At 60.1% G+C, this 14,742-nt stretch carries 8 protein-coding genes; 2 read left to right on the top strand and 6 right to left on the bottom strand.

The annotated features are described in order from the left end of the window. Positions 1–47: 47 nt before the first annotated feature. The 4 genes from BMZ57_RS19070 to BMZ57_RS19055 are packed head-to-tail and all read right to left on the bottom strand — an operon-like array spanning position 48 to position 2,401. Positions 48–698 (bottom strand): DUF799 domain-containing protein, encoded by a 651-nt coding sequence (locus BMZ57_RS19070; RefSeq protein ID WP_010214226.1) that lies wholly within the window; start codon positions 696–698, stop codon positions 48–50. Then, positions 695–1,057 carry a DUF4810 domain-containing protein gene (locus BMZ57_RS19065; protein ID WP_010214227.1) on the bottom strand — a complete coding sequence of 121 codons (363 nt, stop codon included), beginning with the start codon at positions 1,055–1,057 and terminating at the stop codon, positions 695–697. Before BMZ57_RS19065 ends, BMZ57_RS19070 begins: the two co-directional genes overlap by 4 nt. A gap of 41 nt (positions 1,058–1,098) precedes the next feature. After that, positions 1,099–1,779, bottom strand: coding sequence for a CsgG/HfaB family protein (locus tag BMZ57_RS19060; RefSeq protein WP_069672874.1), 681 nt, complete (start codon positions 1,777–1,779; stop codon positions 1,099–1,101). Between the two features lie 40 nt (positions 1,780–1,819). Next, positions 1,820–2,401, bottom strand: coding sequence for a hypothetical protein (locus tag BMZ57_RS19055; RefSeq protein WP_010214229.1), 582 nt, complete (start codon positions 2,399–2,401; stop codon positions 1,820–1,822). Positions 2,402–2,673: 272 nt separating this feature from the next. On the opposite strand from BMZ57_RS19055, the gene BMZ57_RS19050 reads away from it, so the two are divergent. Together BMZ57_RS19050 and BMZ57_RS19045 are read left to right on the top strand one after the other, a co-directional pair. Then, a complete protein-coding gene (locus BMZ57_RS19050; RefSeq protein ID WP_069672875.1) occupies positions 2,674–3,285 on the top strand; it encodes a hypothetical protein in 612 nt (203 codons plus the stop codon). A 15-nt stretch (positions 3,286–3,300) separates the two neighbouring features. Further along, a complete protein-coding gene (locus BMZ57_RS19045; protein ID WP_021491656.1) occupies positions 3,301–3,888 on the top strand; it encodes a hypothetical protein in 588 nt (195 codons plus the stop codon). A 63-nt stretch (positions 3,889–3,951) separates the two neighbouring features. On the opposite strand, the gene BMZ57_RS19040 is transcribed toward BMZ57_RS19045, so the two are convergent. Next, positions 3,952–6,540: an autotransporter family protein gene (locus tag BMZ57_RS19040; protein ID WP_069672876.1), complete on the bottom strand. Its 2,589-nt coding sequence runs from the start codon at positions 6,538–6,540 to the stop codon at positions 3,952–3,954. A 904-nt stretch (positions 6,541–7,444) separates the two neighbouring features. Further along, a complete protein-coding gene (locus tag BMZ57_RS19030; RefSeq protein ID WP_069672877.1) occupies positions 7,445–14,713 on the bottom strand; it encodes a two-partner secretion domain-containing protein in 7,269 nt (2,422 codons plus the stop codon). Positions 14,714–14,742: the final 29 nt, after the last annotated feature.

Genomic DNA, 14,742 nt, shown 5'->3' with positions numbered 1-14,742 from the left:
TAAACCGTTCGGCGGAACAGGAAAACCTGCCCCGCCGAACCGCTCAATCAGTCAGTACCGTATTTCGGGTTACGTGGACCGTACAGGATCCCCGCACGCTGACCCGGCGACAGCAGGCGCGCACTGGTGATACCGGCAATCGGATGCGCCGCGTCGGTGGAGCTGTTGATCACTTGCTTGACCGCCGCAGTGATCAGCATGCCGATGAGGCCGCCGCCGTTGTTGTTGCCTTCCTCGCTGGACGCATGCGCCGAGCCGGTCCACAGGGTGGTGCCGGTGCGCAGGTCGACCAGTTTGGCCGAGGCCGTCACGGAAGTGTCGCTGGAGATCAGCATGTACTTGGTGCCGTAATTGGTAACGGTGATGTACAACGCCGAATCCGCGCCGAAGATGTCATGCAGCTTGGCCGGTGGCACCGCCTGGATATCATTGGCGGTGGTCAGGCCGTTCTGGCGGAAGGTTTCGTCCACCAGGGCGATCGGCAACACGTAGTAGCCAGCTTCGGCCAGCGGGTAGGTCACTTGCGAGACCATGCTGTAGGACGCCTGCACTTCCGGCGACTCATTGATCGGCGGCAGGACCAGGATCGACTTTGGTCGTGCCTGTTTGTATGCCGTGTAATCAATGGTCTTGGGGGCTGCGCAACCGCCGAGCAGGGCCAGGGCCAGCAAGGCGCCCGTGAGTTTCAACAGGCTCATTTAGTGGCGACTCCGGTCTTGGCGTTCTTCAGCAAAAAGTCCATGTACGAGGCAGACTCAGGGAACAGCGCCTTCTCGGTGCGGAATTCCTGCACCATCTGGTCATCCTTGCCCAGGCTCAGGTACAGCATGCCCAGGTGGGCGTGGTAACCCGGCGGGGCCTTGCGGCCACTGGCGTTGATCTTCTGCAGGTCCCGCTCCAGCGCCTCGACCTGCGCTTCCTTGGGCTCGCCCTTGAAGTATTCGTAAACCTGCGGCTGATAACTTTCCCATTGATACAGCGGCTGGGGCGCCGTCTGGCACCCGGCGACCGTCGCCACTGCTGTCAGCATCAGCGCCAATTTGACTGCCTTGCTCATCCTTGTACTGCTCCTTGAAGTGCTGCTTGAGGTGCTGCTGATCAGTTGCGTGGGTTCCAGGCGCCAGCGTTGATGCCGTCGACGAGGCGGTTGATGGCTTCACGCATGGCCAGGTCGAGGACCTTGCCATTGAGGGTGGAGTCGTAGCTGGCGGTGCCGCCGAAACCGATCACTTCACGGTTGGACAGCGCGTATTCACCGGCGCCCTGGGTGGAATACACCACTTCGGAGGTGCTGATGTTGACGATGTTCAACGCGACTTTGGCATAAGCCACTTGGGTCTTGCCACGCCCGAGGATGCCGAACAGCTGGCGGTCGCCGGTTTCTTTGCGGCCAAACTCGGTCACGTCGCCGGTCACGACGTAGTCAGCGCCCTTGAGCTTCTGCACAGTGCCTTTGATCGCGGCTTCCTGGGAGATCTCGCCCATGTTGTCGCGGTCCAGCACGCTGAAGCGGTTGGTCTGCTGCAGGTGGGTGATCAGGATGGTCTTGGCCTGGCCACCGAGGCGATCAACGCCGTCGGAGAAGATGCCGCGCATGTAGCTGGAGCGGTTGTCGAACTTACCGACTGCAATCGGTACCCGCACACCGGAATAGGCGACGTTGGCGCTGGCGACTTGTTCCACCGGCATGGCGCGATTGCTCTCCGTGGCGCAACCGGCCACGGTCAGCAGCGCTGCGGCGGTGAGGCCGAACAGCAGGATTTTGGACAGTGTTTTCACAGGGTGCTCCTAAGTGGGAAATCGGGTGCGCCCGCTGACGCTAGCGGGACGGAATGTCGCGCAAATCGTCAACGATGAATCGGCTCAATAAACCGGTGTAGAAGGTCTCGACACTGGAGTTGCCAGAGTTGGTCAGCACCCCGGCCATCGTTTTCATGTTCTGCCAGTCGCCCTTGTAGCCGCCTGGCATCAGCCCTTGGCGAGCCTGAGAGAAATGCAGCACTTCGGCGCCGGCTTTCTTGACCTTGACCTGGTAGTTGAAGTCGACACTGGCGAGGATGGTCTTGTCATCGACGATGGCCGTCATGAAACCGCCTTGGGTGTCTTGTATCCGCCGGGTATAGATGACGTTCACATCCAGCAGGTAATCGGCCTTGTCCTTGCTGCTGGCGTAGCGCTTGGCCTTGAGCAGGCGGTCGATCAAATCGACACCGAGCTGCTGGCGCACTTTGTCATCCGACAGGAAGCGTTCGTTCTTGCCCACCACCTCAACATCGAAGGTGTCGAGCCAGTAGGTAGCGGTCTTGGGAATGGTCACCGGCGCCGGGGAGATGTAGTAATCCGGCTTGGAGGCACAGCCCGCCATAAGGCACGCCGCGAGAAATACGGCAAACACGCGCATGTCTGAATTCGTCCCTGAAAAGTATCGTGCTTTAAACAGTCGCGGCATTTTACGGAGTTGAAAGCCGTTCTCAAGTTGTTTTGAAGCCCGTGTGGCGTCGCTTTACTGACGCTTACGTGCAAACATCCGGTCGCCGTGCGCTAAGGCGTTGTCAGTCAACCAAAAAGAGTGATGGCTAATAGCCTTCACCCGGCAGATAAAAAACCTCCGCTCAAGTTATGCCCCTGAAAGACGAGACAGTGGCTTGGTTCATTCATTTATAGGGATATTGCGTGTTGAAAACCCTCCTCCGGGCGGCAACGCTCGTCGCCGCGTTATCGATGACCGGCTGTGTGTCATACACCGTCACCGGCCCCATCGGCGCCCCGCTCCATCCGGCTTCCACCAGCAGCCCGCGCAGCGCGCAAGTCGCCGATGTGACGGTGAGTGCCACCGACGTCAATGAAGCCAACAAAACGGCGATCAGCAGCTCCCTGACGGCCCAGATCACCCAGTACGTGCGCACGGCGGGCTATTTCAAGCAGGTGACCGAGTATCCGGTACGCCTGGGCGAGCACGACGTCACCCTCAAATTCAATATGACTTCCCTCAAGGGTCATCGCGCCCCGCACCCGGCGTACGTGCCGGGGGCGCTGCTGACGTTGACCATTTGGATCTGGGTCAACGGACCGATCTACGTGGACAGCTTTGACGTCGCCGGCGAACTGGTCATCGTCGATCGCGATGGCAAGGAGCTGGCGTCGGCGAAGGAGTCGATCAAGTTCGAACATAACGTCGGGTTGTACAGCGGCCAATATTGGGCGCCTTCGATGGGCGGCCAGCAACTGACCAAACTGGTCGCGCAACTGCTCGACACCGCTACCGCCAACCTGGCGAAACCCTAGTTTCAGGAGCAACACATGAAAGGATTGATCAAACACTGCCTGGTACTCGCGGCAGTCTTGCTGACCGGCTGCGTGTCCTACTCACAACACGAACTGCCAGCGGTGCAGACCTGGCCTCCGACAGCTAACGTGCCGGCGCAAAAACCGACGGCGTATGTGCATACCACCGCGCAAAACCACGTAAACGGCGGTCCGGGCAATGCTGCCGTCGGTGCCCCGGTGGTGGTGTGGGAAAAAGCCGTGGCTGACTCGTTGCGCCAGTCCAATCGTTTTTCACGGGTGAGCACTGACAAAGTCGACTCGGACATCTACGTGGATGCCACGCTGCACAACAACGAAGAGTACAGCCCGGTGTCGGCGTTCATCACCGGCTTTACGCTGTTCCTCATTCCGAGCACGGCAAAAAACACCTTCACCCTGGAAACGGTATTCAAGGACAAGGATGGCAAGGAGTTGGCCCGTGTGAAGAAGAGCGAATCGGTACGCACCTGGATGCACCTGGTGCTGATCGTGGGCATCCCGTTCCAGGCGGACACGCGGGAAGTGGTGGAGGCGCTGACGCGCAGTACCCTGGATGAAGCGGTGCAGCGCAAGTTGTTCTGATGAAACCTGTGGCGACGGAGCGGGCTCCCTCGCCACAGGCAAAGCGTATGACCTTAACTGTGCTTAAAACGCATAGCGCGCCTTGAGCATCACGCCATCGGCGTCAAACCCACTGCGCGCCTGACGGGTGTAACTGGCGCCCACGGTGAAGTCAGCAACCTGGTAGTTCACACCCACACTGGCTTCATAGCTATCCCGTGCCACTGACGCGCCGGTCACAGTGAATGCCGAACCGCCGAGCATGTAGCTGGAAGTTTGCGCCACGCGATCGCCCATCAGGTCGTGATACGCCATCAACGTCGCTTCCGGCTGCAGGCTGCCTGCGCCCATTGGCAGGTTGCCAGCCAGACGCACGCCAGCGCCCAACTCGCCCACTTCATAACGCTGCGAACCTGTGCTCAGGGCGGCCGACGACCCTTTCTCGTCGTAGCCCTCCATGCGCACGTTGGAGTAGCGCGCAGCCACACGAGGCTCGATCACGACGGCCTGGGACGGCTTGAAGCTGTAGCCGCCGATCACGCTGGCCGACAATACGTTGCTGTCGTAACTGCCCTTGGCCGTAGTGCCTGCGATATGGCGCTTGCTGTCGTTGTCGTTATGGCCGTAGCTGAGACTGCCGTCGACAAACCAGTTCTGCAGCGACCAATTGCCGTACAGCGACAGCGCATGACCCTCGACATCGGTCTTGTTGCCGAGGTCGGAATGGATGTTGGAATTGAGGTAGCTGTACGCCACGCCCAAGGTGGTGGTGTCGTTCACACGACTGTCCACACCCACCGCCATGCCGCTGCTGTTGGCCGAGTAACCGTTGTCACCGCCACGGCCGTCCTGGTCCATGTTGCTGCTCAGACCCTGCACCCACACGCCACCGGCCTGGCGGCTTTCGCGTTGGTCAGTGAGGCGATTGAAGATCGCGCCGTTGATCACGGTTTGCCCGGACAACGCCACATCCAGGGCGCCACGGTTGACGTCCGGCTTGAGCTGGTCACTGATCTGGGCCAGTTGCTGCGCCGTACCGGCGTTGGCCAGGGCCTGGAACACCTGATCGTTTTGGCTGAGCTGGCTCAGTACGCCATTCTTGAAGGTGTTGACCGCTGTGGCTGAAGCCGCGCTGGCGCCCACTCCGGCCAGCGCTTGCTGGACTTGCTGATTATCTTTGACCGCCACCACGGCCTTGACTGTCTGCGCGTCGGCCGAGTAGCTGAGCACGTTCAGCAGCGCCGAAGAACTGGCCACCGACAGGCCGTTATCTTGCACGCTGGTGGCTTGCAGCAGGGTGTATTGAGTGCCGCTGTTGGTGCTGGCGAAATCACCTGGGTTGGCACTTACCGTCAGCTTCGAGGCTTGGGCAAAGTTGGCGGCACCGTTGACGGTCAGGTACGGCGTGGTCGGCACCACGCTGTCGGAAAGGTGCATATCAATGCCGGCGCCGCTGGCCACGTTGAGGTTGCCGGTAATGGCAGTGCCTGGCGCGGAGAGGTTCAGTGAACCTGAGTTGATCGACACCGGCGCGATGATGCGGCTGCCCGTGAAACCCGCCTGGCCGTCGATGTTCACCGCGTTCAGGTTCAGCACATCACCGATGATGTTGCCACCTGTCCAATTCAACGTCGCGAGGTTGGCTGCATCAATCGCGGTACCGGAATTGCTGCGAATCTCGCCGGCCTGCTGGTTGATTTCAAACGTCGAGACCTGGTCGGCCGGGTTGACACTGATGGCTGTGCCGTCAGCGCGGATGATCCCGCGGTTGACGATACCGCGTGAGCCCGCCGCGCTGTTTTGCACAAAGTCGGCACCGGAGAATTCGAACGCCCCCGCATCGGTGCCCACGCCTTCGATGGTGCCGGTATTGAGGATGTAATCGAAGGTGCCCTGGTACACCAACATGCCACGAGCGCCCAGACCATTGGCCGAGACCAGGCCACTGTTTTCGATACGCAGCGGGCTGGTCTCGGTTTCAACTTCGATGCCCCAGGCGCCTTCGCCCGTCGCCTTGACGGTGCCGGAGTTGAGGATCTTGCCGCCGATGGTGGTCGGGGTATTGTTGTCACGGTCCAGAATGATGCCGATCGCGCCTTCACCCGCCATGTCGATCAGGCCAGTGTTGGAAACATCCCCGGCGATGGTGGTGCCATGCAGGTAAATACCCTCGCCCCCACCGATGAAGGAGGGAAACGGTGCCGGTGTCGAAGGGGGTGTCGAACGGATCGTGCCGGAGTTGATCACACTGCCGCCAATGACCGTCTTGCCGATCTCCATGCCTTCGTCGCCGCCATTGTTCATCGAAATGATACCGGCCTGCTCGACGTTACCCGTGACAGAACCGGGGCTCAGGTTCTGAGGACCGGTCCAGTACATCGGGTCCAGCGCAATGCCACGGATGGTACGGCCATCGGCATTCAGCGTAATGTCCGCGCGGTTGATCAACGAGCCCTGGATGTGGGTATTGGCGACCCCCAGCCCCGCAGCGGCCGTGCTGTTCTGATCGACCACCTGGGTGGTCTGCCCGGTGAGCACCAACGACTCATTGTAGGTTTCGCTGATGAACATCGTTTTGCCTGCGCCAAGGTCGACATCCACCGCCAGCACCTGGGTGCTGATTGCGCCGACCATGACTGCCAACAGGCTTTTCTGGAACTGCTTGCGCTTCATTTCTAACTCCATGAACTACAGATCAAAGCCGCCAATAGGCCCGGCGGCCGCAGGTGTACTGAGCGAAGGATCAAAGGATCCGAGTGCATACCCTTGTCGCGCGTGCCGGATGCGCAGGTGCAACCCTTCGCACCGCGAAAGGCAGTGACGAGGCAGGGAATAGGGGGGAAAGGCTCACATTAATCCTTAATGCTGTTGAAAACGTTGCAGTCCATGCAGCCCAACCGGATGGGGTTGGGCGGGGTAAAGACATTGGGATCTACGAAAAGGTTCGGGGCTGTATCGGCAAGATCCGTAGTCGAGCACAGAAATCAATATCTACGCGCGTCGCCATCACACCACACCTGTGTGTCCGACTTTTTTCTAAAACAGGTAGCAACTGGAGTTGGCTTTATTGGCTGGAGCACCCAGTGGTTATAACGCCGCTAATAACTTCAGAACCGTAGGCGCAGACTGCTTCCAAGAATTTCTGACGAACCGCCTATATAGAAAATGGGGACGGATTTATTTAGGCTTGGCGCTGACCGGCCATTAATCACTCAATAAACCTATATGCTTTCTCTCCGCTTAAGACAGCCGTTAAAAAACATAACATCCTTTTACGTTAGACGTTTCGTATCTCCATGACTTTATTATCCGATCCGCAGCGACAAAAACCGAATATCGACAATCTCTAATCCAAGTTATGTAATAGCGTTTGCCTCCGCTTTCATCAACAACCTTATCAAACGTCTTGTTCTCATTTACAGGCGACCAATATGAGTCGCCACAGCCTCGCGTGCAGTCCTTGTAAAGATGGGAATCAAAATGAGTACCTACCCAGAGATTCATTCCATTTTCCCAATTGGAATGGGAAGGTGCGCACCCCGCCAAGGCCGACAATAATACGATTAAAAGCCATTTATTAATTTTCACGCTTTTTCTCCGATTCAATGGCTGGGCGGTACTTATCGTACAGGGCTCCATAATTCACAATCAGAGCAGGCGGCATGCTGCCCAAATTTTCAAAAAGCGACATATCCGCTTTTTTGTAGGCTTCCAAATTAATCATCCAGCCATCGTGCAATGTAGCAAACCCATTAAACCCTGGAACTTGATTTAATATATTGCTGACTGGAGTACCGTGACAAACAGAATAAAAGCTACCACAGTCTGTTGTACGGTTAAGACCAATATTTTTCCCCTCTCTTATCACGCCACCCTCATCAACTTGTGGGACATAGCCGCCGCTGAGCGGGTCATATTTTGCCCCTCCGTCTCTGTCCACGCCTGGTCTTACATCCGGCCCACGGCCAGCAGAGTATTCATACACTTCGGTCAGCGCCCCCGTGCCCGCGATGGTCAGCCAAGACTTTTTATCTTTGCCACTCAACACGCCTTTCAGTGCGGTATTCGCGGTATAAGCCTTGACCCGCTCGGCATAACTCACCGTCTTGTAGTTACCGTCCGATGTTAATTCACGCCCCCAACCGTTGGTGAAGGCCGCACCAAAACCGGCAATCGCCGCGCCCGTGGCGTAGCCTTTCAGCGCATCTGCGCTGGTCACATCGTCAAACACCTTTCCAAGATTACCCTTGTTATTGATCGTGCTTGCAGCCGCCGTGCCTGCCATTGAAGAGAGTGCCGTTGTAATCATCACGTTACCCCAGCCTGCCGCCGCCACACCTGACGCTGTGCCCGCCGTCACCATCGCAGAACTGCCCGCCGCCGCCATTGCCGTACCCGACCCGGCACTGGCTCCGGCCGCAGCACCCAGTGGGCCGCTTGCAGCTCCCGCGGTCAGCGCCGTCACGACAATAATGATGGCCAGCATCGCGCCCTGGCCCAGACTCGAATGGCTGTACTTAAAGGAGTCATGCACCTCTTGAACCTGGCGCCAGTCGACATCGCCGCGTTTCTCGGCATCCTTCAACCACGCCAACTGCGGGTCCGCCTTGACCATCACATCAATGGTCTGGGCAACCGTTTTCTGGTCGATATGGTTGATATCAACCTTCAAGCCATCGACGGCCTGGATCGCGAACTTGCCCTGTGCAACGATTTGAGTCTGGCGAAGGGTTTCGTCGGTGTTGCCGCGCCCTGATGAGCTCGTCCAGGCCAAATCGCTTTTGCTCTTGGTATGGCTTTCTTGATGCAGGTCTTTGACCGCCTCGAACGTCACCGATCCACCACTGAGGATGTTGACGTCTTTGCCACTCGTCAATTTGGCGCGCTGGTAGAGTTGGTCACTGCCACTGATCAAGCCGATATCGCCACCTGCATTGATTTCACTGCCGACGTGCGTCACGCGGGTCACTTCATCGCGGCGGGTTTGTTTACTCCCCCAGCCACTATTTTTCTTCATGTCATAGAGTGTGTAGGCGCTGTTTTGCCCCGCCAGCAGGCCCAAGCGCCGATCGCTGTACAGGTACGCCTCATTCCCCGCACTGATCTTGCTGGCGACGAGCGTCGTGTCACGCCCGGCCTGGCTGGTAAAGTCCCTGCCAGCTGTCAACACACTCGCGACTTGCGTGGTTTGCTCGTCCGAGGTCTTGATGCGTTTCTTGCCATCCTTTTCCCGGCCCTCGACGTTGTGCGTATCACCAACGGAGACAACGTTGAAATCGCGTACAGCCTGCACGTTCATGTCTTTGCCAGCGGTAGCGTTGCTGCCGATGATATTGACGTCCTGCCCAGCCTTCATGTTCAGGTTGCCCCCCGCCGTGACGGTGGCGGCAAGGTTTTTGACGTCGGTGGTGATGCTGGATTTGTGGCCGCCGTCGCTGAATTCATGCTTGACGCTGGTATCGCTGGCGGCAACAAGGTTGAGGTCGCGGCCGGCGACGAGGCTGGCGTCGTTACCGGCGACCAGGGCGCCGCGGTTGGTGAGGTCGCGGTGGGCGTCCATGGCCAGGTTTTCGCGGGCGACGATGGTGCCGGCGCCGCTGTCCCTGAGGGTGCGCATGCCGGCGCCGTCACGCACCTGGATGGCGGTGGTGTCGTTGGTGATGTCGCCTTTGAGCGTGGCGAGGCTGACTTGCTTGCCGCGAATTTCGCCGGCCATGGCGTTGCGGATGCTGTCGTCGGCCAGCAGGCTCAGGTTGTTGCCGGCTTCGATCAGGCCGCCGGTGTAAATGCTACCGCCCGTGCTGGCGGCAGAGAGATTGTTGCTGGCGCGCAGGGTGCCGACGTTGACCAGGTCGCCGCCGGTGACCAAGTTCAGGTCGCGCCCCTGAATCAGGCTGTTGCCGCGTACGTTGCGCGATTCGGCCTGGGCCAGGTACAGCACCGGGACGAGGACTGTCTGGCCGTCGACTACGCGGTTTTCCATCCACACAATGTCGTGGGTCAAGGCGCCGACCTGCTGGCTGGTCAGCGTGACACCGACACTCAGACGCAGGGCGTCTTTGCTCGCGAGGGCGTTGTCCATCAGGTAGCGGAATTGGTCGGCGTCGCTGTACAGGCCGCCAGCGAGGAAGCGTTGGCCGGTCTGGGCGAGCACCGCGTCGCGGATCAGGCGGGTTTCGTACTGGCCGTCACCGAGGCGACGCCAGGCGTTGTCGGCGCTGTAGCCGAGTTTGCCGAGCATGTAGTCGGAGCTGAAGAAGCCCTCTAACGAGGTGAACTCGGGGTTGGTTTCGATCAAGTAATGGCTGGTAGGGTCGGCGTTTTTAACGAACAGACCGTATTCGCCCTTGGGCAACTGGAAGTTGGGCGCGGTGGTGGGGTCGACCGGCGCGAACGGCGTGCCCGTGTAATCCACAGGCACGAATCCGCCGCCGGGTGCGACACCGGCCACTGGCAGCACGGTGCCGGGCGACTGGGCGCTGACGTCGTTGGCGTGCTTGCTCAGGTTGATGTTGATGCCACCGACAGGGATGCCGGTCTGGTCATCGCCCAAGGTGCCGGTCAATTGCGCCAGGGTGTTTTCGTGCAACGTGCCGTTTTGCAGGGTGCGGGCGACGTTGAGGTTGACGGTGCCGCCGGCTTGCAGGGTGGCGCCATAGCCTGGGCCGGTGTTGTCGGTCCAGGTGGTGACGTTACTGACCTCAGCGAAACGGGCATCCGAAGAACGCGCCTTGAGTGCTTCGAAACGCGCCAGGTCAAAGTTACCGGCCGCGACCGCGGCGTTGAACGCCGGGATATCGACGTACTCCATCTGGTCCCAATAGCCAAGGTCGATCCTGTACGGCGTACCGATGACGATGGTGTTTTGACCGGTGCGCGTACCCGCGCCCTGGTTGAGCAGGTCATTGGCGACGATGCCCAGGTTGCCATTGGCGGCCATCAGGCTGTAGCGGTTCTGCACCATATTCGCCTGGATCAGCAGATCCTTGCCTGCTACAAGGCGAGCGGGTGCCGAGTCCTTGACCGCTGATTCGAGGTAGGTCTGGTAGATGTTGATTTGGCCACGTTTGAACGAATCATGCCCGTCGCAATGCTGGCCACATAACCACTCCACACGCCCACCCTGCAGGGTTTGCCCGAGTTCGAATTCGGCCTTGGCGTTTTCCACAAACGCCGCATTGATGCTGATATTGCCGGTACTTTCGACGGTGCCGGAAAGGTTGCTGAAACCGGCGGCAGGCCCGCCATCAATGGCGGCAAAGCTGAGGTTGCCCTGGCTGTACACGTCACCGTAGGTATTGCTGAAGTTGTTGCCACGCAAAATCATATTGCCGCCACTGAACAGCAGCGAATCGGCAGCATTGGTGAAACCGTTCGACGCCAGCAGGTTCACGGCACCCTGGGCGCCCAGGGTTCCTCGGTTATTGATCTGGGTCGCCGCAATGTCCAGTTGCTGACGTGCGGTAAGAAAACCAAGGTTATCCAGCGTACCGCCCAGGTTCAGTTGAGTGTGGCTGCCCGCCAGGCGTCCGCCGTTCTGGCTGAGGTTATTCGCCGTCACGCTGAGTTTTTGCAAGGCCGACACACGACCACTGTTGGTGATGTCGCCGGTGGTGGTGATGCTCAAATCACCATCGCTGAGCAATTCGCCGCCGTTGTCGAGGCTGGCTACGTCGAGGATCAACCCCTTGCCACTGGCCATGCGGTCGCCGGCCTTGAGGGTCAGGCCCTGGGCGCTTTTGTAGGTAAGGACTTCGTTGAGTTGTACACGGCCGAGGCTGACGACTTTACCGAATGCCCAGTCAGCGGTGCCCATGCCCTGGATATTGCCTTGGCTGCCAGTAAGGCCGGCAGTGTTGATATGGAACAGGCCACTGCCGGCGTGCTGCAACATACCGCCCTGGTTGTTGAGGTTCGCGGTGTCGAGGCGCAAGGCCTGGCTAGCGAACTCCAACGTACCGTTCTGGTTGTTTAGCTGGTCGCTGAAGTCGAGGCTGCTGTTGGCGCCGCCCAATGCACGCACTTGGCCGCCGGCACTGTTGTCGAGGTTGCCGCCGACGAGGGTCAGGCCTTGGTTGGCTTCGATCAGGCCCCCCTGGTTGGTGAGGGTAGCGCGTGAGGTCAGGTTGAGCACATTGCCGCTGATCTGGCCGCTGGCGCTGTTGTCGAGGGTCGCGCCGCTGACGGTGACCTGTTCTTTACCGAACAGTTTGCCGCCACGGTTGGTCAGGGCTTCGACCGTCAGTTGCAGGTCGCCCAGCAAGCTCGCCATCAGGCCACCGCTGCCGTTGTCGGCCTTGTCGGCGGTGACGGTCAAGGTATCGCCTTGCACAGTGCCGCCCTGGTTATCCAGGCTTGCGGTGTCCAGTTCGGTGTGCGCGCCGCCGCTGAGGATCAGGCCTTTGCGGTTGGTCACACTCTGGCCGCTGTAGCCCAGGCCCAGGTTGCCGGCCAGCAGTTGGCCGTTGTCGTTGTTCAAATACTGGGCGGCGATGTCCAGACGCTTGCCGCGCAGGGTGCCGCCGTCGTTGTTGAGGGTGGTGAGGGCCTTGACCAGCAGGTTGCGCTCGCCGGCGTCGATCACGCCATCGACGTTGGTCAGCAGGTCACTGACGTTGAAGGTGATGTCGCCGCCATCGCTGACCAGCGCGCCCTTGTTGCTGTTGGTGAAGCGCTGGGCGGTCACGTCGACCGTTTGGCCGAGCAGGATGCCGGCGCTGTTGTCCAGGCGCTCGCCTTGCAGTTGCAAGAGGCCTTCGCTCTGGATGCGGCCTTGGGCATTGAGCAACTGGCCCGGGCCTTTGAGCAGCAGGCTGACGCCTTCGGCACCACCGGCCAGCAGGCCGGCGTTGCGGTTATCGAGGCCGGAGGCGCGTACGTCGAGCTTGTCGCCGAGCACACGGCCGGCGCGGTTGTCGATGTCCCCTGCGTTGACGTCGAGCAGCAGCTGCTTGCCGACGATCACGCCGCTCTGGTTATCCAGGTTCGCAGCGTGCAGCTCGACATTGCCCTGCCCGGCCTGCAAGCGGCCTTGAGCGTTGTTGAGCTGTTGGGCAGTCACGAGAGTGAGCTTGCCGGTGTTGGCGCTCAGCACACCATTGGCGTTGCTGCTAAGGGTGCCGGCGTTGAGGCTGAGGTCGGTGCTGGCCTGGGCGAAACCCTGGTTGTTGTTGAAGGCGTTGGCGACGGTGAGATTCAACGCGCCATTGTCGGCCTGGATCAAGCCTTTAAGGCTGTTATCAAGGTTGGTGGCGTTGACTGTCGTCACGCCAGCCAGCAGCACGCCGTTCTGGTTGTTCAGGTTGCCCGCGTTGACCGTCAGTTGGTTGGCGACGACCTGCCCACCGTTGTTGTTCAGCTCGCGGCTGTCGAGCACCAGGCTGCCGCCGGCCATTTCGATGCGGCCTTGGCGGTTGTCCAGGGAGGCACTGGTCAGCGTGGCGGCCTGGCCGTCACCAAAGCGGATCAAACCGCCGAGGTTGACAATGGCCGGTGCGTCGACGGTCAGGGCCTGCTCGCCGAAAAGACGTGCTGTGGCACCCTGGTTGGTCAGTTTGGCGCTGCTGACGCTGACGTTCTTGGCCTGGATGATTGCGCCCTGGTTGGTCAGCGCTTGCGCGGCGGTGATCGCCAGGGCTCGGCTGGCCAGCAAGTTGCCAGTGGTGTTGACGGTTTGCGCATCGACGACCAGGTCGCCGGTGGTGTTTCGACTGTTATCGGGCGCGACACCCGCTTCGATGATGCCTGGGTTGGTGACCGTGGTCGCCTTGATTTCGATGCGTTGGCCGGCGGCCACACTCTTCTGGTTGACCAGTGCCTGGGCGCTGGTCACTTGTACGTTGCCGGCGGCGTAGACCTTGTCGGTAAGGTCGACGTTCTGCGCCGTGACTTTGACGTTACCGGTGGCCTGCGTTTGCGCCATGCTCAGGCGTCCATTGGCATCGATCTGGATATCGCCGCCGCTGGCCGCGAGCGTGCCGTCGAGTTTCACGCCCACACCGGCTTCGGTACCCACCAGCTTGATCGCGCCGGCATACATACCGCCCAAGGCCGACGAATCAATGGCCAGCTCAGGCTTGGTGCTGCCGTCATCGGCGCGTGGGGTGGCGTTCAGCGTTCGCGCGTCCACGTCATTGCGACCGGCGATCACCGTCAGTTCGCGCGCGTTGATCTGCGCGTTGATCTTGGCCGAGCGGGTGATGATTTCGAAGCGGTCGACGTTGCTCGCGTTCAAGCCCTGGCCATCGATGGTCACGGCGCCGCCATCGACCTGGTAGCGCTGCAACTGGCCGTTCGCGTCGAGCACCGGTTTACCAGTGGTCAGGGTGACGTTTGGCGTGTTGATGAAACCACAGCCGCTGCAAGTGACGCCGTAGGGGTTGGCCACGATGACCTTGGCCGATTGCCCCGCCACTTCGGTGTAGCCGCGCAGCTGGCTGGGGCTGCCGCCGTTGACTTCGTTGAGGATGACGCTGGCTGCGCCGCCCTTGAGGTTGGGGTTGCCGACGATATAGCCGCCCAACTGGGTGTTGGTCACCGCACCGTTGGCATTGTTGAGGATCACGCCGTTGGGACCCACGTTGTAGTCCTTGAACTGGTTGTGGGACAGGCCACTGCCGTTAGGCGTCGCGATGTTCACCACGGGCACGCCATTACCCGCCGCGCCAACGGTGGTCCCCGGCGCACTGACCACGATGCCGTCGGCCCGGGCCAGCAGCGGCTGCCAGAACAACGCGTTGGCCAGTATCAGCACCAGCCCGCGCTTGGGCAGGCCGAGGAACGAGTTACGCGGCATCAATGCCGCGGAAGGTTGGCGGGCCAGAAAGGCAAATTGGCGAACATCCATTTTCAGATTCTCGTTGCTGCGGGGCGTTT

Origin of the sequence: Pseudomonas simiae (assembly GCF_900111895.1) — a bacterium.
GTDB lineage: Bacteria > Pseudomonadota > Gammaproteobacteria > Pseudomonadales > Pseudomonadaceae > Aquipseudomonas > Aquipseudomonas simiae.
This window is presented reverse-complemented; position numbering and strand designations above follow the sequence as displayed.

What these genes read in the sequence shown, in the direction of transcription:
- BMZ57_RS19065 (WP_010214227.1), bottom strand. Translation starts at nt 1,057, where the DNA reads ATGAGCAAGGCAGTCAAATTGGCGCTGATGCTGACAGCAGTGGCGACG.
- BMZ57_RS19070 (WP_010214226.1), bottom strand. Translation starts at nt 698, where the DNA reads ATGAGCCTGTTGAAACTCACGGGCGCCTTGCTGGCCCTGGCCCTGCTC.
- BMZ57_RS19055 (WP_010214229.1), bottom strand. Translation starts at nt 2,401, where the DNA reads ATGCGCGTGTTTGCCGTATTTCTCGCGGCGTGCCTTATGGCGGGCTGT.
- BMZ57_RS19030 (WP_069672877.1), bottom strand. Translation starts at nt 14,713, where the DNA reads ATGGATGTTCGCCAATTTGCCTTTCTGGCCCGCCAACCTTCCGCGGCA.
- BMZ57_RS19040 (WP_069672876.1), bottom strand. Translation starts at nt 6,540, where the DNA reads ATGAAGCGCAAGCAGTTCCAGAAAAGCCTGTTGGCAGTCATGGTCGGC.
- BMZ57_RS19045 (WP_021491656.1), top strand. Translation starts at nt 3,301, where the DNA reads ATGAAAGGATTGATCAAACACTGCCTGGTACTCGCGGCAGTCTTGCTG.